Annotated in this window: 15 protein-coding genes and 1 pseudogene; all 16 read right to left on the bottom strand. The window is 32.6% G+C overall.

Annotation, left to right across the window (positions count from 1 at the left end; translation table 11 throughout):
* Window positions 1–239 precede the first annotated feature (239 nt).
* The 16 genes and pseudogenes from LB888_RS05670 to LB888_RS05595 all read right to left on the bottom strand — a co-directional run bounded on the left by LB888_RS05670 (window position 240) and on the right by LB888_RS05595 (window position 19,230).
* Window positions 240–2,513, bottom strand: a complete 2,274-nt coding sequence (locus tag LB888_RS05670) for a beta-glucosidase (protein WP_318753897.1) — start codon at window positions 2,511–2,513, stop codon at window positions 240–242.
* A 119-nt stretch (window positions 2,514–2,632) separates the two neighbouring features.
* Complete coding sequence (locus LB888_RS05665) at window positions 2,633–3,376, bottom strand: helix-turn-helix transcriptional regulator (RefSeq protein WP_318753896.1); 744 nt, start codon at window positions 3,374–3,376, stop codon at window positions 2,633–2,635.
* A 39-nt stretch (window positions 3,377–3,415) separates the two neighbouring features.
* Window positions 3,416–5,827: a carbohydrate binding domain-containing protein gene (locus LB888_RS05660; protein WP_318753895.1), complete on the bottom strand. Its 2,412-nt coding sequence runs from the start codon at window positions 5,825–5,827 to the stop codon at window positions 3,416–3,418.
* Between the two features lie 29 nt (window positions 5,828–5,856).
* Entirely contained in the window at window positions 5,857–6,702 is an 846-nt protein-coding gene (locus LB888_RS05655) for a carbohydrate ABC transporter permease (RefSeq protein ID WP_318753894.1), read from the bottom strand.
* On the bottom strand, window positions 6,692–7,657 hold the full coding sequence (locus LB888_RS05650) for a sugar ABC transporter permease (protein WP_318753893.1): 966 nt from the start codon (window positions 7,655–7,657) through the stop codon (window positions 6,692–6,694). Before LB888_RS05650 ends, LB888_RS05655 begins: the two co-directional genes overlap by 11 nt.
* Before the next feature lie 82 nt (window positions 7,658–7,739).
* Window positions 7,740–9,104, bottom strand: a complete 1,365-nt coding sequence (locus LB888_RS05645) for a carbohydrate ABC transporter substrate-binding protein (protein WP_318753892.1) — start codon at window positions 9,102–9,104, stop codon at window positions 7,740–7,742.
* Between the two features lie 498 nt (window positions 9,105–9,602).
* Entirely contained in the window at window positions 9,603–10,445 is an 843-nt protein-coding gene (locus LB888_RS05640) for an ROK family protein (protein ID WP_318753891.1), read from the bottom strand.
* A 133-nt stretch (window positions 10,446–10,578) separates the two neighbouring features.
* Window positions 10,579–11,400: an aldo/keto reductase gene (locus LB888_RS05635; protein ID WP_318753890.1), complete on the bottom strand. Its 822-nt coding sequence runs from the start codon at window positions 11,398–11,400 to the stop codon at window positions 10,579–10,581.
* Window positions 11,401–11,500: 100 nt separating this feature from the next.
* Entirely contained in the window at window positions 11,501–12,577 is a 1,077-nt protein-coding gene (gene uxuA / locus LB888_RS05630) for a mannonate dehydratase (protein WP_318753889.1), read from the bottom strand.
* A gap of 11 nt (window positions 12,578–12,588) precedes the next feature.
* Window positions 12,589–12,954, bottom strand: coding sequence for a hypothetical protein (locus LB888_RS05625; protein ID WP_318753888.1), 366 nt, complete (start codon window positions 12,952–12,954; stop codon window positions 12,589–12,591).
* A 20-nt stretch (window positions 12,955–12,974) separates the two neighbouring features.
* Entirely contained in the window at window positions 12,975–14,177 is a 1,203-nt protein-coding gene (locus LB888_RS05620) for a mannitol dehydrogenase family protein (protein ID WP_318753887.1), read from the bottom strand.
* Between the two features lie 21 nt (window positions 14,178–14,198).
* Entirely contained in the window at window positions 14,199–14,948 is a 750-nt protein-coding gene (locus LB888_RS05615) for a Nif3-like dinuclear metal center hexameric protein (RefSeq protein ID WP_318753886.1), read from the bottom strand.
* Window positions 14,949–14,952: 4 nt separating this feature from the next.
* Window positions 14,953–15,318 carry a Lin0368 family putative glycerol transporter subunit gene (locus tag LB888_RS05610; protein ID WP_318753885.1) on the bottom strand — a complete coding sequence of 122 codons (366 nt, stop codon included), beginning with the start codon at window positions 15,316–15,318 and terminating at the stop codon, window positions 14,953–14,955.
* Window position 15,319: 1 nt separating this feature from the next.
* Entirely contained in the window at window positions 15,320–15,691 is a 372-nt protein-coding gene (locus LB888_RS05605) for a Lin0368 family putative glycerol transporter subunit (protein WP_412928316.1), read from the bottom strand.
* Window positions 15,678–17,286, bottom strand: a pseudogene (locus LB888_RS05600) (glycoside hydrolase family 43 protein). Before LB888_RS05600 ends, LB888_RS05605 begins: the two are co-directional and overlap by 14 nt.
* Before the next feature lie 12 nt (window positions 17,287–17,298).
* Window positions 17,299–19,230, bottom strand: coding sequence for an alpha-glucuronidase (locus tag LB888_RS05595; RefSeq protein WP_318753883.1), 1,932 nt, complete (start codon window positions 19,228–19,230; stop codon window positions 17,299–17,301).
* Between the last annotated feature and the right edge of the window lie 486 nt (window positions 19,231–19,716).

Raw genomic sequence — 19,716 nt, 5'->3', positions numbered from 1 at the left:
GCTATTTTTATATGCAAAAAGCTCGTGATTTCCTCTAAAAATTAAGTTGTACACAAAAAAATATAGAGCCTTACTATTTTACCAACATTACTTGCCTTAGAGCTCATTTTTTATCATTTCTCCCGCTACAAGTTGTAGAACCATTTTTCTTACTAAAATTCTTTGCTTCTTTTTGAGAAAATCAATAAAAAATATATAACCTAAGTTTATTCACATAGGTTTTCAATTAACCTAGCCTTTTATTTTTTTATTAGATTTAAAACATTCAAAGCTGAATGTTGCACTTCTTTTAAAGTAATTCCATCGAGATGCTCTAGCGATTGAATTAAAGAATCATCAGATTCCTTTGTTACAAAATCTTTTCCACCAGGCATTAAAATATCAACTTGTGCTCTGACTCGATAAGCATTGTTTTCAACATGTTCGAAATTTGGGTCTTTAGCCATTCGCATCCACCAATCAGTTAAGATACACCCTTGATATTTCCATTCATTACGTAAAATTTCTGTTGCTAAATCAAAATGATAATGAGCCCATACCCCATTTATCTTATTATATGACGACATGATTGAATAAGGATTAGATTCCTTCACGCAAATTTCAAATCCTTTTAAATAAATCTCACGCAAAGCACGTTCCGATACGCGCGAGTCATTATAATTTCGATTTGTTTCTTGATTATTACATGCAAAATGTTTTGGGCAAGCTGCAACTTGATTGCTTTGCACCCCCATAACATAACTTGCAGCCATTTTACCTGTTAAATAAGGATCCTCTGAAAAATACTCAAAGTTTCGCCCACCTAAAGGATTTCGATGGATATTCATCCCTGGTGCTAAAATCATATCGGAACCTAAGTCCAGTAATTCTTTTCCAAATTCAATCCCTATCACTTCCAGTAATTCTAAATTCCACGTACTTGCAAAAGCAGTACCACAAGGTAAAAGTGAAGCGTAATAATTTAAGCGAATACCTGCTGGACCATCTGTGGTAATAACCGGAGGAATTCCTTTTTGACGTAATGATTCAATCGTTCCACCAAACATTCCAGCATTCCCTTTCGGACCAAAGGAGCTATTCATTGGTCCTTCACCGCGCGTTAAGGCGTCTAACTCTTCTTTAGAAAAAGAATGAATCAACTCTGATACTGTTTTACCGGTATCTAAGAAAGTCTCTTCAGAACTTACTTCTGATAAACTTTCCAGATGCTGCAACACTCTTTCCTTTACTGATTCTTTTTGTAAAGTTACGGGTTGATAAGTTTCAATCAATTGTCCTTCTTCCAACGTAGCAACTAAACGATTAAAATTTTCCACTGGAGCGGCAATTTGTTTCAATTTTTGAATTACTAATAATTTTTCTAAATGATAATTGCCCACCAATTCTAAGTTTATTAGACTATCGCCCACATAAAATTGATACTCTCCCGCCTCAAGAACATAGCTAAATGGATGACCTGTTACACCACTATCATCATAGGAAGCTAAGTCTTGTAGTTTAATTTCAAAATTCAAATTCTCTGTTTCACCAGGTTGAAGAAGCTCTGTTTTTTGAAATTCAATTAAATTGCGTTTAGGTTTTCCTAATTTTCCTTGTGGAGGCTCATAATAGACTTGAACCACCTCTTTACCCGGCATTTCTCCAATATTAGTCACAGAAACATTAATCGTCACACTTTTATCATTTACTAATAATTCTGAATCCATAGCAAACTGAGTATAACTTAACCCATAACCAAATGGATAAATAACTTTTTCAGGATGGAATGTTTCAAAATAACGGTATCCGACATAGATATCCTCTACATATTCTACATACTCTTCATGACCAAACTGTTTAGCACTTGGATAATCTTCGTAATGACGCGCAATCGTGTCTGGCAATTTAGCTGAAGGATTCACATCTCCCATCAAAACATCCGCAATCGCATTGCCACTTTCCATACCACCTTGCCAAGCAAATAATATAGCTGAAAAGGCATAGTTTTCCGTCCAGGATAAGTCGATGACATTTCCACTATTGATAACTAAGATGACTTTTTCAAAATAATGGGTCACTTGATCAATCATTTGCTTTTCTTTTTGAGTTAAATAATAGCTACCTTCTTCCAAGACATTTTCACGATCTTCACCAGCCGCGCGTCCAATCACTATTAATGCAATTTCGGAATCTTCGCTAGCTGACTTTACTTCTTCATTCGTTAACGTCATTTCCTCTAAGAAGCGTGGCCATTGTCCCCAAATACCATCTTCTACTATATTATTAGCAGAAAATGTTTGATATTTTTTTATTAATACTTTATTTAATAATAAATCTTTTTCTTCTAATCCCTGAATAACATTGACTAAATAAGGTGGATTGACTTCTCCACCAGAACCATATCCTACATAAAAATAGTCTATTTGAGAACGTCCAAAAACTGCTAATTTGCTTTGTGCTTTTAAAGGTAATACACCCTCATTTTCCAAAAGGACAATACTTTCTGCTGCTGCTTGTCTCAGTAATGCTGACATTTTAGGATTGATCTTTTTTCTCCTAAAATGCCCTCTTTAATATTTATATGTTGTACTAATTCACTTACATTATCTTGGTTACTCATTGGTTTCCTCCCTACTTCCACTCACATTATTGACTATTTTTCTAATGTCATATAGTATTTATCGCGAAATTTCTTAGGTGTAATACCCACAAATTCTTTAAAATGCTTGATAAAATGGCTTTGTGATGAGAAAGAAAATTTGTTCGCTATATCCAATACGGACTCATCAGAATACCTTAATAAATTCATCGCCAACTTTATTTTTTGTTGATTAATGTACTTACTGATAGGCATTCCCATTTCTGATTTGAATAATCTTGACAAATAGCTTGGTGTTACATCCAATTCCAATGCAATATCCTCAACTAAAATACGATCTTGAATATGCGTATAAATATAATTTTTACATTCTACAACATGTTTGGAAATCGCATCACTAATTTTTAACATTCGCATTTTATTAGTAAAATCCCAAACCATTTCATCATGAAGCTCATGAACTTCTTCAATCGTTTGTAAATTATCTAACTTTTGAATATAATAATCACTTAAACGAAAAGCGCGTTCAGGTTCCATTCCGTAATTACTACAATATCTTGTTACCATGGCGGTAGTGATGACAAAATGATATTTGATATTTACTAAAGGATTTTTGGATAGTTTACCTACGCCTTCAACTTCAATAAATTTATTTGCTCGTAAATTTTTATCTATCGCACCCAAATTGCCATCTGCTACTGCTTTATAAAATAAATACTCTTCAGATAATTTGCGGTGTTTTATCCCTATTTGCTCTAAATCGGAATTAATAATCCATTTATCATTCAACGGGTTCATTTTTACACCTCAACTTCATTCCATTTATTGTCTTCTCTTTTAGTTTACTTCTTCTAATTCAATATCGTCAATAACTACGCGATGTTCTTGTTCGATGACTTTATCTTCCACGGCACCTAACGAAATACTCAACATTGCTTTCAAATCATCGGGTTCTTCCATCGTAAATTCATATCGATACTCTTGATAGTCAGCTTTTAACGGTACAATCTGTTCCGGCAAATAAGTCGTCCATACATCATCTGCTTTCCCATCTCGTTGCAAAGCATACATAATACTACGTTCTACACTACTTTTGGCCTTGAAGGTTAAGCGATATGTCTTCCCTTTTATTAAAGGAACTTGTTCTTGAATCAATTGAATTTTCCATGCCTGGTCACCGGTATTATAAATCGTAAAATCAGCTGCATTGTCCTCATTCAAGCTATCCACCACAACCGTTGCATTAGCAGAAGCATCAATAAAAGGATTATAACCTGTTAAGCCAGCATTAAAGCTACCATTTTTAATTAAACGATTTTCTTGCACTTTTACATTATCGACTCTGACTTCATTCACATTATCAAAAGTTAACGTTAAATCGGTATTATTGAGTTGTTCTTCCTCTAAGGTAAAACTATAACGATAAGGATTTAACCCTTTTTCTACAGGTAACTCGAATTCAGATTCACCTATCTTGCCTTTTAATGTGAAGTTTTCTTCAGCTTCAACATCTAGTGAAAATTCATATTCTACCCCTGCATCTAATGGTAACTGTTCTTGAAGTAATGTACTCGTCTTGCCACCAGCAACAATTAAACGGCGACCGTCTTCCAAAGGTGAAATAGCTTCTTCTAAGGCACCACCATCCCATTGCCAGAAACCAATATGATAATCGCCTTCTTGGAATTTGCCATTATAAACATAGTTGCCATCTGATAATACGGTTTTACCTTCTGTCGTTTCAGAACCTTCAGTTTTCTCTAAACGCTTCACACTGACGTCTTTTAAGTAAAATGGAGTGGCTTCATCGTAACCACCTAAATTAAATTCTAATCGTCCATTTTCATCTGAAGCTTCATTCATTGCAAATTCAAACTCAAACGTCTGGGGCTCTGAGGTTAATTCAAATTCTTGATCCTCAAAATATCGAATATAACCATTATCTGGACCAGTTACATTCACTCTACCCAAACGTTCTTGGTCACTCCATGCCGTAAAGCTAACTTGATACTGATAATTTTGTTCCATTGGCAAATGAGCTTGAACTAACTGAACACTATAATCCACCTCACCATTAGCAGTGGTATTAATCGATAACTGATTATCCGCAATACTCGCTTCTGCCTCGCCACCTTGCGTCGTCAAGAAAATCCAATTGTCTTCATCCGATAATTCTTCACTTTCTGAAAAATCACCATTAACAATATAATTACCTGATTCATCGGCTTCACGTGCAGCAAATTCTTGTGTAGGTTTTTGAACATTTTCATCATAAGCTTCTTTTTGATAGACTCTGACATAATCAATATCATAGGATTGACCTTCAAATTCGGTTGAATCGTCTGGATAGCCAACCCAGCTACCACCTACTGCTAAATTTAAAATCACATAAAATTCTGAATCAAATGGCGCAGGGTAGGTAATTTCACCTTGTCCTTCGGTTTTTGAATACCATTCGCTTTCAGAATGAATCAGTTGTCCATCGACAAACCAATTGATTTTTCCAGGTAACCATTCGAGCGCAAATACATGATACTCTTCACTAAAATCCCCTTCAGTCAATTGCATTTCACCTTGACTTTCACGATGTGGATTGCCGTAATGGATTGTTCCATAACTTTTAGTCGTATCACTACCATGCACTTCCATGATATCAATTTCACCACAACGCGGCCACTGTCCATAGACATTTTCATCTGCAGACATCAACCAAAATGCAGGTAAATAGCCTTGCCCTTTAGGGACTCTTACTTTTGCTTCAAAAAAACCATATTTAAAATTTTGTTTGTTTTGTGTATTAACACGACCAGAATAATACAGGTCTTGACCATCAACCGACTCTTTTACTGGTTGAATTACTAATTTTCCATCATTTACTTGTAAAACTTTTTCATCATCAATATATTCTTGCCACTCTTCGTTCACCCAACCTGGCTCATGCAATTCAACATTCCAATCATCACGATTTAGCTGATCTCCCTCAAATTCATCGCCCCATACAAAGTCATACTCTTCAAAGTTAACTCCTTGCTCTTGGTATTTTTCAAGGTACTCACTAGCGTATTCCACTTTAGATGTTCCTTCATTTGAGCTTTCTGTCGTTGTTGAATCGTCTGATTTAACTGCTTGTGTTTCAATCGATGTTTCTTCCACACTTGTTGAATCCTCTGCTAAGATATTAATCGGTGTTAAATTTCCTAATGCCATAACCGATAATAAAGACAACCATTTCTTTGAACTTTTTTTCACCTATAACAGACCCCTTTATCTATATATTTTTATTCCTTCACACTTCCTAAAGTAACACCAGCAATGATGTACTTAGATAGCAACAGATAAACAATCACAATAGGAATGATAGCAACCACAATCATCATATAAACCTTCGCCATATCGAAGTTCATAAAGTCCGCTCCACGTAAAGTCGCAATTAAAACTGGCACAGTCATTTTGTCTTTTGAGTCAATAATCAATGCTGGAATAAAGTAATTATTCCATGCTCCTACGAAAACGAAAATGGCTTGAACCGCAATCGCCGGCTTCATTATCGGCAACACAATCCGATTAAAGATAGCAAACTCTCCACATCCATCTATACGAGCCGCCTCAACAATTGATAGTGATAAGGAAGCTTGTAAATAGCTGTACATAAAATAGAAAACGGCTGGGGAAGCAATTGAAGGTAAAATTAATGGCCATAAAGTATCATTTAATTTCATATTCGTAATTAAACGTAAGAATCCCATCGCCGTTACCTGAGTTGGCATGACTAAAATTGCCATAATAAATGTAAAAGCTAATTTTTTTAATTTAAAATCATAACGATAGATACCATAAGCTGTTAAGGCTGAAAAATAGGTACAGATTACCGCTACCGCAGAAGAAACCCAAACACTATTCGCAATCCCTCTAAACATTGGGAAAGTACCGTCATTAGCAACTTTCTTTAAATTTTCCCAAAAGAATTTTCCTGGTAAAGCTGAGAAGCCTTTTTGTAAATCAGCGTGAGAACGAGTAGAATTAATTAACAAAATATAAAAAGAGAACAAACAAAGGATTGATAAAATAATTAACACAATATAGCGAAAAACCTTACTTACCAAAAAATTATTTTTATTTTGCATTTGTTAACACTCCCTTTTTACGACTTTGTTTTGCTTTTTCTCGCATCATTCCAGTCGGATCTTTCTCTTCTAACATTTTATAAACGAAATAGCATAAAATACCACTTACGATAAATAAATAGACAGATAATGCCCCAGCCATACCATAGTTTTTACTCTTCAAGTGACTGTTTAAGAACATAATTAGAGTCATGGAAGTTCTATTTGGCGAACCTTGTCCATTCGTTAAGATTTGTGGCACGTCAAACATTTGTAACCCACCAATAATCGAGGTAATTAAAGTATATGCCAATATTGGTCGAATTAATGGCAATGTAATATGGAAAAATTTTTGTAATGGCGTACAACCATCCATTTCAGCAGATTCAAATATTTCCTCATTAATCCCTAAAATAGCAGCCATTAATAATATTGCGGTGTTTCCAAACCACATTAAAAAGTTCATAAAAGCAATCATAGCGCGGGTTCCAAAAGGCGTTCCTAAAAAGTCAATTTTTTGATTAATCCAACCTAAATTTAAAAGAATTGAATTGACCGGCCCATTAGTTGAAAATAGCGCGAAAAACATCATAGCAAAAGCAGAAGCCATAATTAAGTTCGGTAAGTACATTACGACCTTAAAAAATTGCAGACCTTTAATTTTTAATCTTTTGTCTGTAAACCAAACAGCTAATAACATAGCAACTACAATTTGCGGAATAAATCCTAATAACCATAAAATCATGGTATTAGTTGCATAACGCAACATATCAGATTCTAATAATGCCTGATAATTTTTTAACCCTACAAAATTTGGTCCAATTTGACGAATTCCTGATCTAAAATATTCAAAAAAACTAAAACGAATGGTATCTAACAATGGTATTAAAGAAAAAATAAAGTAAGTTATGAAAAATGGTAGAATAAAGTAATATCCCCATCTTGAGTAATCGACTAGCTTTTTATTTTGTTTCATATTCATTCCCTCCAAGAAATAAAGCGAAGTAAAGCAAGTTATCGACTGCTTACTTCGCCTTATTAAATATTATTTTACTTGATTATTCTGGCCATTTAATTTCAGTAATTTCTGGATGGCGTTCTTTAATCGCAGTTTCAAAGTTTGCTTTTGCTTCATCAAATGTAACTTGATCTTGGAAGTAATCGCCAAATGCATTTTGAATTTCTTCCACACACGCTTGATCATAAGCTGATAATGGTGCTACTTTAATATTTTCGGCAACAGGTGTAAAGTAAGTAAATGGATTTTGTCCACCTAAGAATTCATGTGAGAAGGTATCATCTTCACTTACTTCTTTCATACCGCTTTTAGTATTGGTAAAGTCTAAGTACTCTTTAGAAATCTTCATTAAGTTATCTTTATTTGCTGTTAATTCCATGATAATTTCTTTTGCATGTTCGACGTTATCTGTTCCAGCAGCTGCATGAATGTAAGAACCACCCCAGTTATATTCTTGAGGAGGAGTAGTCACTGCCCAAGAACCAGCTTCGCCATCCCAGTTTGGTTTTAATACGAAGTCGATACCCCAAGCAGGGAATAAGAAAGCAAATGACTTAGATTCTGAACCCATTGCTTTATTCCAGTCATCATTCCATTGCGCTTTTACTGTCTCATCAAAATAACCTGCGTCTTTCCATTCTTTAGAATCATTTACCCAATCAAGAATTTTTTGATCGACATTAATGACAGTTGAATCTTTTTCAACCCAAGGATGTTCAATCGCATTACCATATAAGCGGAAAGTATCAGCATAAGAAGAGAAAACATGGTAACCTTTAGCTTTTAATTCATCCGCTGTTTGTTTTAAGACATCCCAATTTTCAGTCTTTTTAGCAATTTCTGCTGGGTCATCGGTTCCAAATACTTCTTTCGCAATATCACGACGATAAACTAATAGCCCTGGTGTTCCTTGCCAAGTAGAACCTCTTTGAACACCACTTTGATCAGAAGGTGTTGATTTAGCGAAATCAAATTGGTCCGCTAAATCTTTTTCTGGGTCAATACCTAAATCAATTAATGGCATTGCCACATCAACTGCTTCGTCTACGTATTTATTAACATAGTCGGTTTCAGATAAGAAAATATCCACTTTTTCATCGGCACCAGCGTCTGCTTGTCTTAATAATGCCTCGTCTAATTTTTGTTGATACACACCATCTTGGTTAGGATTTACAATCCAGTGAATTTCAGTACCATCTGTTAATTTAGTTACGGTTCCATCTTCAGATGTACTCTCTACTTTAGAATAAACTGCCGTTACACGGTCACGGAACTCATTGTTCCAAGAATAAATATTAATGACTTTACCTTCTTCAGCATTTACCTTAACTAAAGATGCTGCAGATGATAATAAAACTGAACTAAGAGTCAATGCTAAACAACTTTTTGCCAACAATTTTCTCATAAAAACCCTCCTAAATTTTTGCCATTAATTACTTAATGCCATTTGATGTCTTTATCATATCAATATCTTATGATAGCGTTTACCATGTTTCTGACAAAAATACCATATTGATGACATTAAATTATCCGCTTACATTAATAAAAAATATAATATTTTAAAATAATTTCAAAAATATTCAAATTATAATGTTTATTAGAAACATTATATAAACACTGTTAACACAGTATTTTATCTGTTTTTCAGCTAACATTAATGTTTTATATTTTATTCTTAATAATGTTGATATTTTATCATTATAGCAATAAAACCGCATAAAAATGACATTTTTATCATCAAACAGGTACAAAAAATGACATTAGAAGAAAAATTGATTTTTCATTTCCAATGCCGTCCAATAAAAATAAATTGAAATTGATTAATATTAGTTAATCCATAAATGAATCTAGTCACTTAAAATTTAAAATCGTAAACTATCTTCCATTTATCTCAATTATTGCTCTAATCTTTTGTATTTTGATAATTAACCGCCGCACCAATTAAGTTCGCATTTTGCAGAAATTCACAACGATCAATCTTAATCTTCAAATCACCTGCACCGTTTGCTTTTAAATAATGGTCAAGCTTTACTTGAATCGGTGCCAGAAAATCATCCCTTTGTGAGATGCCCCCTCCAATTAAAATGAGTTCAGGGTCTAGCATTAAGGCCACATTATACATACTTCTAGCCAAAGTATCATAGACTTCCTCAACACCTACCTTCGCTTGTTCATTTCCTTTAGCTGCTAAGTCAAATAACTCTTTACCGGATTCAAAATGATAGCGTTTAGCTGTTTCTACCGGACTAGCAATTTGACTCAATGTTTTTTTACCATCCATTAACATATACCCTATTTCGCCACCAAATAGATTCGCCCCTTTAACAAGTTGTTTATTGATACTAACAGCTCCACCAATACCCGAACCAATAATATAAAAAACGACATTGTTTAAGTCTTTTGCTCTGCCATAATAAAGTTCTGCTAAAGCCGCTGAATTCGCATCATTTTCGATGGTTACTTGTTTATTAAATAACTCTGTCAATTCTTTAACAATTTCAAAATTATGGATATAAGGAATGGCACTAATGCCTCTAATCACCCCTAATTTTGAATCGACAGAACCAGGCGAGCTAATACCGACCCCTTCAACATCAGTGAATTTAGTTGCCACTTGTCTCATTTGTTGTTTCATTTCATCCCAAGTTGTTGGAGTTTTAAACGATCCAATATTCGTTATCTTGTCGTCATCCCAAACACCATATTTGACAGCTGTTCCTCCCATATCAAAACAGAGTATTTTCATTTTTCTTCCCACCTTCATCAAAATAAACTAACCTTCTCTCTTTAAAGATTAGTTTATCATTTTTGCGTTCAAGTGACTAGAGCGCTTTCTTATATCCTATATTTTTTATCAAAACTTCCCAATAATTTGCATTTTATTGAATAGAGTCTAAATATTCCATATCCTCTAATTCAATTTCAAAATCTAATTTCGCATTCTCAATAATATATTTTTCATGAACAGATTTTGGTAGAGGTAAAATGTCTTTTTCTAATAAATAGCGAATACAAATTTGTGGAATTGATTTATCATATTTAGAGGCCATCTTTTCAATTTGTTCATTGCCTAATAGTCGCCCAGTAGCAATCGGTGAATAACCTTCAACTAAAATATCATTGGCTTTACAAAACTCTAACACTTCAGGGTTGGTTTTTCCGATATGATATATAATTTGGTTGACCATTGGTTTTACTTTACAAGCTTCCATAATATTTTCTAAATCTTTAACATCAAAGTTTGATACGCCAATCGCTTTGATACTTCCTGCCTCATAAGCTTCTTCTAATGCACGCCACACTTCACGGTTTTCTTCAAAATATTTCAAATTTTCCGGATTTTCATGCATGATTGCCCATGGACGTGGGGCATGAATTAACATTAAGTCAATATACTCTAAGTCTAATTCTCTTAAAGCTTGTTCAATGCTCTCTTTGGCTTCTTGATAAGTTTTACGTTCCGCCGGCACTTTAGTGGTTACGAAAACATTCTCACGTTTTTGACCTGAATCTCTAACTGCTCGGCCAACCTCTATTTCATTACCATAAACAATTGCAGTATCAACATGGGTATATCCATTTTTTAAAGCAAATAACGTTGCATTATAAGCATCTTCAGGCGCTGATTGCCATGTCCCTAATCCTAATTTGGGAATTTTAACACCATTATGCAGTGTAAAAGTTTCCTCTAAAATTGTCATTGTGTATCCTCCTAACATTGATTGCTACTTTAATTATAATGGTAACGCTGTCTTTTGTATAGAAGAAGTATTTTTTTAATTTATTTATTGCAACATTGTATTACTTGGTTGTTAATTTTAAAGTATCCCAACATCCATTTAAATACATGACACCTAAAGCTCTGTCGTATAAGCCATACCCTGGTCTTACATTACTCTCGTTTTCTCCAAAAATATGTCGGCCATGGTCAGGACGGATAAAACCATCAAATCCAACTTCATATAGAGCTTTTACTACCCCAAAAATATCCACTGTACCGTCTTGGGTTCTATGAGACACTTCACTAAAGCTACCAGTATCGTCTACTCTAACATTTCTTATATGCATAAAATGAATTCTATCTGAGAAATCATGAATCATTTCAATCAAATTATTGTTTGTATTCGCTCCCAAAGAACCAGTACAAAATGTTAAACCATTATACTTACTAGTATTTACATCTAGAAGTTTTTTAATATTGTCTTTGTTACTTACTAAACGAGGTAATCCAAAAATAGGAAAAGGTGGATCATCAGGATGAATAGCCATTTTAATATCCCATTCTTCGCAAATCGGAATGATAGAATCTATAAAATATTTAAAATTAGCGCGTAATTTTTCTTCTGTTATACCCTCATATGCTTTAAAAAGTTCTTTAATACGGGTCATTCTTTCTGGTTCCCATCCGGGTAAAGTCAAATCTCCTTCTCCTTGTTTAAATAAATCTAATAATTCATTTGGTTGAATTGATAAAATAGTATTTTTATCAAAATAAAGTGCAGTTGATCCATCCTCTAAAGGATGAAACATATCTGTTCTCGTCCAGTCGAAAATAGGCATAAAATTATAACAAACTATTTTTACATCATTTTTTGCTAAGTTTATTAAAGTTTGTTTATAGTTCTCAATATATTGATCTCTAGTGGGTAGACCTAACTTAATATCATCATGAATATTTACACTTTCAACTATACTCCCACTTAATCCTGCTTTATGAATAACTTTTAATTCTTTTTGAATTTCTTCTTGAGTCCATACTTCGCCTGCCATTTTCTTATGCAAGGCCCACACAACTTCTTTTACACCTGGAATTTGCTTTATATATTCTAATGGTATGGGATCATTTCCTATTCCATACCATCTAAATGACATTTTCATCATTTCACCTCTTATACTAAAAATTTTTCCAAGGTTCTTCTTACAGATCCTGTACCTTGATTCATTTCCATATAATACTGTTTAATCCTATTAGATAAACCTATTTGAACCAAATCAACGCCAAAGATTTCTTTCCTAGATAATAATCCATCAATTTTATTCAGATGTTCTTCAGAATCGTAATCTTGATCACTAAAAATATTTTCAATTTCTTCTAATAACGGATCAGGACTTTGTTCAATTTTCTCTAGTTCATCGTTTGTTCCCTGTAGGTATCTCAGCCAACCAGCAATAACCAAGGGTATACCAACTAATTTCTCTAAATTTTTCTCTTCATTCAAGTATTTTTTTAAAGTTTCACCAAACCTTACACTCATTTTTTGAGATGTATCGGTGATTATTCTTTGGGGGTATCCGGAATAAACTTATTTGGGAGCCGAACCATGATAACCTCATCTAGAAATGTTTTGGGATCAATAATGATTGGGTCTTTAACTACAGGTAGACCTTCTTGATAACCAATTCTATTAATTAATTTTAATAACTCTACATCTTTCATTTCATCTGCAATTGAATGATACCCTAATAAACATCCAAAGATAGCTAGACCTGTATGCAATGGGTTTAAACATGTAGTAACTTTCATTGTTTCAATTAAATGAACTGTTGATCTATCAGTAAAAATAATACCCACCTCTTGAAGTGGTGGTCTACCATTAGGAAATGAATCTTCAATTACTAAATATTCCGTTTCCTCCCCATTAACAAACGGTGCTACATATGTGTTTCGACTTGTTGTAATCGGTTGTATCTCTTCAAACCCATCTTGTTCAAGTTTCTCTGCAATTTGGGTTGAAGGTCTCGGTGTAATTTTATCAATCATTGTCCATGGAAAAGAAATGTAATTTTTATTATTTAAATATCTTAAAAATTCTGACTCAACTAAATTGTTTTCTACCCATTTTTTTGCATACATCATAATGGAATTTTCTAAAGTCTCTCCATTTCTAGACATATTATCCATGCTAACTATTGCTAATGGATATGGACCGCTTTTAAATCTTTTATATAATAAACTAACTAATTTTCCTAAATAGCTTTCAGTTCCATTTGGTCCTGATTCAAAATCATTTTTTACATTATGAAAATAATTTCCTGATGAATCAGACAATTTATAACCTTTTTCTGTGATTGTTAAGCTAATAAATTGCAAACTTGGATTTTCAAAATAATTTACTAAGTTTATAAAATCATCTTCATCCCTTTTCATTTTTAAATATTCTGCTACACTAGCTAAAATATCTTTTTCAATTGCTCCGTTGGATTTCAAAGTCACGTTTATAGTTAAATTATCATACTTTTTTAGATAGTCTATAAGTTCATAGTCAAATCCCTCAGCTACTATAATCCCTCTATCCGTTAATCCTTGATTTAACATTTTTTGTTGAGCATTTGCCAAAAAAGCTCTGAATATATTTCCTGCACCAAAGTGAATCCATTCTGGTGATTTTTTCGTATTATAAATCATTTTATCTATATCAAAGTTAGGATTTTTGTATATTGAATTTTGTTTTTTTACAAGTTCTTGAGTTAAAATCATTCTCTTCACCTCCACTAACATTTACAAATAAGTTACTTTTAACGTTGGAAATTTTTGTTTTAAATTATGCATAAACATTTGCATACCATATTTTTCACTTACCTCATGTCCAATAATAATTAAAGATTTTTTGTTAGAATTTAAAGTATTATAATCCTTAATATAGTAAGGAATTTCCCATTCCGGACCTTCTCCATATATTATCAAATCAACATCTTGATTTTCTATTACAGGAATTAGATTTTCTGAACTACCTCGGTAGCCGACAAGAACACAGACTTTTTTAATGATTTGATTATCTTCTCCAAAATGTTTTATAGTTGAAACCTCTAAGGATTCTTTAACTTTTTCAACATATTCTTTTAAATATGTCGGTGAAATTTCACTAATAGTATAATACGAGCTTTGAGTAATTACTCTGTCAGCTAAATCTAATTGTTTTACAAGTCCTTCAGTGATAGTGTCTGGCAATATCCTATGAACCATGTCGTGATGTCGGTAGATAGTTAAATTATGTTTTTTAATATAGTCCTGTTTTTCTTGTGCTAATTTGCTATTTTCTAAAAATTTTTTATTATCATGTGAGTAGTAAATTCCCTCATGCGAAATAATAAAATTTGCACCTATTTGTAAGGATTTTTTTAATATTTCCATAGTTGCTAAAAATGTAACCACTACTTTTTTACACTCTTGATCAGTATTTCCTTCAACTAAACCATCCACATCCGTCTGTTTAAATAAATCTATCTCTAAAATCTCTAGAATTTTCATGTTTTTACCTCATAAAGTGTAATATTATTCCGGCTAACGTACCGCCAACAATTGCTTGTATTAATAAAGACCAGTTGATTAATTTAAGAATGTTCAGAGTTTGGTTTTTATTTTTCAATTGAAAAATTGATTTTATCATGACTCCTATCTCAGCTGCTAAAGCCATATCAATCCAAATTGGCCCACTTTGGACTATCATATGTGAATCAATACCATGATTTAGTAACCAAAATAGGCCAATTAAGGAAAAAGATGTGAAATAACCATTATAAATAACATTATCTTTAATAAATTCATTAAAAAATCTATTAATGACGAAGGAGTACATCATGGCACCTAAAAATGTTATAATCATTTCTTTTCCGGACATATTAATTCATCTCTTCTCTTTCTGATATATATGCCATAATTCCGCCTATACATCCACCTAATAAGACAACTATAAAAGTAGGAAATGATTTATATAATCCATCCACACCCGTTTGTAAAAAATCTCGAACAATACCTGCAGTAGCAATGCCTAATGCCATATCAATAAAACTTAATTTTTCATCATTCATAATCAGTTTCATATTATGATTAATATTCCAAAATAGTCCTATAATAGCACCACTAGCTAGCATTCCTCCAATTAATCCTAATTCATCGTACATAGGTCCCCAAATACTCATTACAAATAACCCTGATAATAAAAATCTCAAAACATTAAAAATATTTTGCTCATATCTGTCACTCTTCAACATATGAAAAATAGTCGAAATCTGCATGCAATTTTTGACCAGTTAAATCTACAGCATGAACACCAACGAATGCTCCGGTAAAGAATCCACCCGATTCAACATAATCATCTGAAAGTTTAATACTTTCAAATTGAATCTCTATTTTATTCCAATTTATTCCATCAAATGAGTATGAATAGTTATAACTCAATCCATCAACATCAACAGCCAAATACACACCAGAAAGTGAAGTAGGAATCTCTATCTCTCTTCCTTCAAGTTCGTTCTTTAATTTAAATTGATCACATGAAAGAATATCTAATATGCGTCCTTTTTCTTCATTCATTGTCACATGAATGGATGTCCAGTTTTTTATTGAATAATAATTAACTAATCCCGCAAATTGTTGGTATGTTTTAGGTGAAAACTCTACATATGTTTCTGCTCTAAACTTTAAACTTTGCCATCTTCTTGCTACCATTGATTGCTGAAATAGGTTATGTGGTGAACCACCACCATATAATCTTAAATAACCAGGTCGTTCTGTTAATGAACCCATTTCCTCATTAAAAGGTATTCTTAACGTATTAAAATGGATATTTAAGGTGGAATCTTCAAAATCGTCTTTTTCTAAATAAGTATCTTTCCATTTAACCTCTTTAATTTTAGGTCCATTAATTTCTAGAGAAGGATAATTTCCTCCTTCAACATATGGCCAATCATTTTCCCAATATAATCTTTGAATTGCAGTTTCTCTACCTAATGGGCAATATCCTCTAAATTCTGAAACTCTCGTTCCCGCCTTATTAATGGGTCTTCCTGTTAAATGAACTAAAAAACATTCATCCGTATGAGTCTTAACAATGGAAGCATGGCCAGCTTTTTGAAGAGGATTAAATGGATGCAAAGCTGAAGATATCAATGGATTATCTGGATGAACTTCATAAGGCCCATCTATTGTTTCACTTCTAGCAATTGTCGCTGCATGTTCGTATTTAGTTCCTCCTTCAGCTGTTAAAAGATAATAATATCCATTAATTTTATATAAATGAGGTGCCTCAGTTAATCCCCATTCTGTCCCTTTAAAAATTATCTTAGAATCCCCAATTAATTTTTTGCTTTTTATGATCATATTCTTGTAAAGAAATTCCATAGAATCGATGATTGTATGAGCGGTAATCCCAAACCATATTTACTAAATATTTTTTCCCATCCTCATCATGGAATAAAGAAGGATCAAAACCTGAGCTATTTAAATAAATGGGATCACTCCACTCACCATCAATAGTGTCACAGGTAATTAAATAATTATTTACATCTTTGAATACATCTCCTTCAACAACTTTTACATCAGAATAAATCAACCAAAATTTTCCATCACTGTAACTCAATGCTGGAGCCCAAACACCACCAGAATCACTGTTTCCACGCATATTTATCTGGCTCTCTCTTTCGACTGGATGTTTGATTAACTGCCAATTTTTTAAGTCTTTGGAATGATGAATTTGAACTCCTGGAAACCACTCAAATGTAGATGTTGCTATATAATAGTCTTCTCCTACTCTACAAATACTAGGATCCGGATTAAAGCCTTTTAAAATTGGATTAATAATTTTCATATTTTTCTCCTTTTATAAATATATCTTTCGTCCATTCTCATCTTCTATCCCTGATTTTCTATAAAAATAAGTATTAATTTGATCTCTCCATTCAATACTTAGCCTATATTGTTCATTTAATCTGTCCAAAACATTTTCAAAATCGACGTGATCAACTACATCTTTAAAGTTTTTCCATTGTTCGATATATTTCTTTACTCTTTCTACACCTTCGAAATGATTATCATAAATATCTTGAATTAATGTTTTTCCATTTTGTAACACATGGGTATATGGAACGTGGTGGAACCATAGTAATAAATCATCTGGGCATGTTTCTAAAGAATTATAATAATCACATATTTCATCTGAATATTGCTCGACATATCCTGTTCCAGTTTTTGATCTATCGACACCAACACCATCTCTATCAGCAAAATGGTATGTCCCCCAACGATCAAATTCATAACCATCTATATCCGGACCATAATGATGATTAGGTCTGCACATGAAGCCAACACCATTTGGGGCATTATACAATTGGTAAGTTTCTCGAGATGTATTCAAAATCTCTTCTAATATTTCCGAATAGTCATCAGTTAGATTAAACGTTAATTTTACCCATTCTTTAGATATTTCTTCTGTTGTCAGACAATTATTCCAAGCTAAGCGTCCGTACGCATATAGATTTATTTGCATTAACTTATGTCCAGTCCAATTATTATCTGTTCCAACTACACCTACTGCACAAATCCCCGAATGTTCGCTAACAGGTGAATTTTCTTTTATCATGTCTTTTACGAAACTTCCTACTCCATTGTGTTGCGTATCGAAATCTAAAGCTTCTTTCCAAACGGGTACTTGATAATATATTGCTTTTTGTTGCCCTGTATACTCTTGAGTTAATTGAAACTCAATAATATGGTTCGTTTTTTTCAAAGCTCCAAATAAAGGTGAAACAGGCTCTTTCACCTGAAAATCAAGTGGTCCCAATTTAATTTGCAAGATGACATTATTGTTAAATTTTCCATCGTATGGCATAAAATGATCATAAGCAGCTCTCGCTCTGTCGGTACTTCTATCTCTCCAATCTTGTGTACTATTATAGACAAAGCAACGCCAGATACATAATCCTCCGTGTTCTTCTAATAGTCTGCCAAACATATTTGCACCATCTACATGTGATCTATTATAAGTAAATGGGCCAGGTTCTCCTTCAGAATCTGCCTTTACTACAAATCCACCAAAATTTGGAATATAGCGATATAATCTATCAATTGTTTCTTTCCAAAAATGTATCACATTTTCATCCAAGGGATCTGAAGTATCTAAATTTCCCACTCGCTTGGGTGAAGCAAAATTAATTGAAAGGAACATTTTTATGCCAAATCTATTAAAAATTTGATTTAAAATTACTAATTCAGGTAAAAATTTTTCTGTTATTAACTCAGTCTCTATCTTATGCACATTTACATTATTGATTGAAAGAGCGTTAATACCAACCGATGCTAATAATCTTGCATACTCTTCTACCAATGTAAAATCTCTTCTAAAAGAGTTATCTTTAAAGAATATTGATTCACCCGCATAGCCTCGTTCTATTGTTCCATCCATATTATCCCAATGATTAATCATTCGAATGGATTGGTCTGGATTTGAAATTATTTCCTCATACTTATTTTTTAAAATTTCTCTTCTGTACAGAGTATATAACCCATAAAGTAAACCCATGGTATTCTTTCCGATAATTTCAATTATTTCATTTTTATTTATTATTTTAAAACCATCTTTAATGAGATCTGCGTCATTTTGAATTTTAAACTTTATAATCCTTTTCCCATTTGAATGATTTTCTTTACAATTATCAAATAACAATTTAATTTCTCTACTAATTTGTTTAGTAATATCATCGACTTGATCTATTACAAAGCCATCAAAACCTTTTACTTTTTTTCTAACCAACACTTATCCATTATTTTTCTCCTTTCGTAGCTTAAACATAATCTCTAAAAAGAACGGAAAAGCAATAACAATCAATATAATTAAGTAAAATCTTCTCTTTCGTCTTGAGATCAAATATTGTTCTGTATATTAATTCTAAATTTGAACCAACAACAAATACAGTGGTAATAAAAAATAAAATTGAAAATACTTCTAATTCCTTAAAATAACTAATTATACTTATTTCAATAATTATAATTGAATTAACTAACATAATAAGGAGCATTTCTAAAAAATATCTTTTTGTCTCATCAAAAATATTATTAACAACATTTTTCAACTTCTTATGTTTTATTGCCAAAATATAAAACCAAAGACTAATTGTGAAGATAATATTACAAATTAAAAATATTACCAGATTATCTCTACTAATTCGAAACACAATAAATATAACTATCACTGGAATATTTATAATATAGAAAACCAATATACGAGGTAATACTTTATAAA

The organism is Globicatella sp. PHS-GS-PNBC-21-1553 (genome assembly GCF_033564055.1).
In the GTDB taxonomy this organism is placed as follows: domain Bacteria; phylum Bacillota; class Bacilli; order Lactobacillales; family Aerococcaceae; genus Globicatella; species Globicatella sulfidifaciens.
Note: the sequence above shows the minus strand (reverse complement) of the source record. Positions and strands in the feature narration are given on the sequence as shown.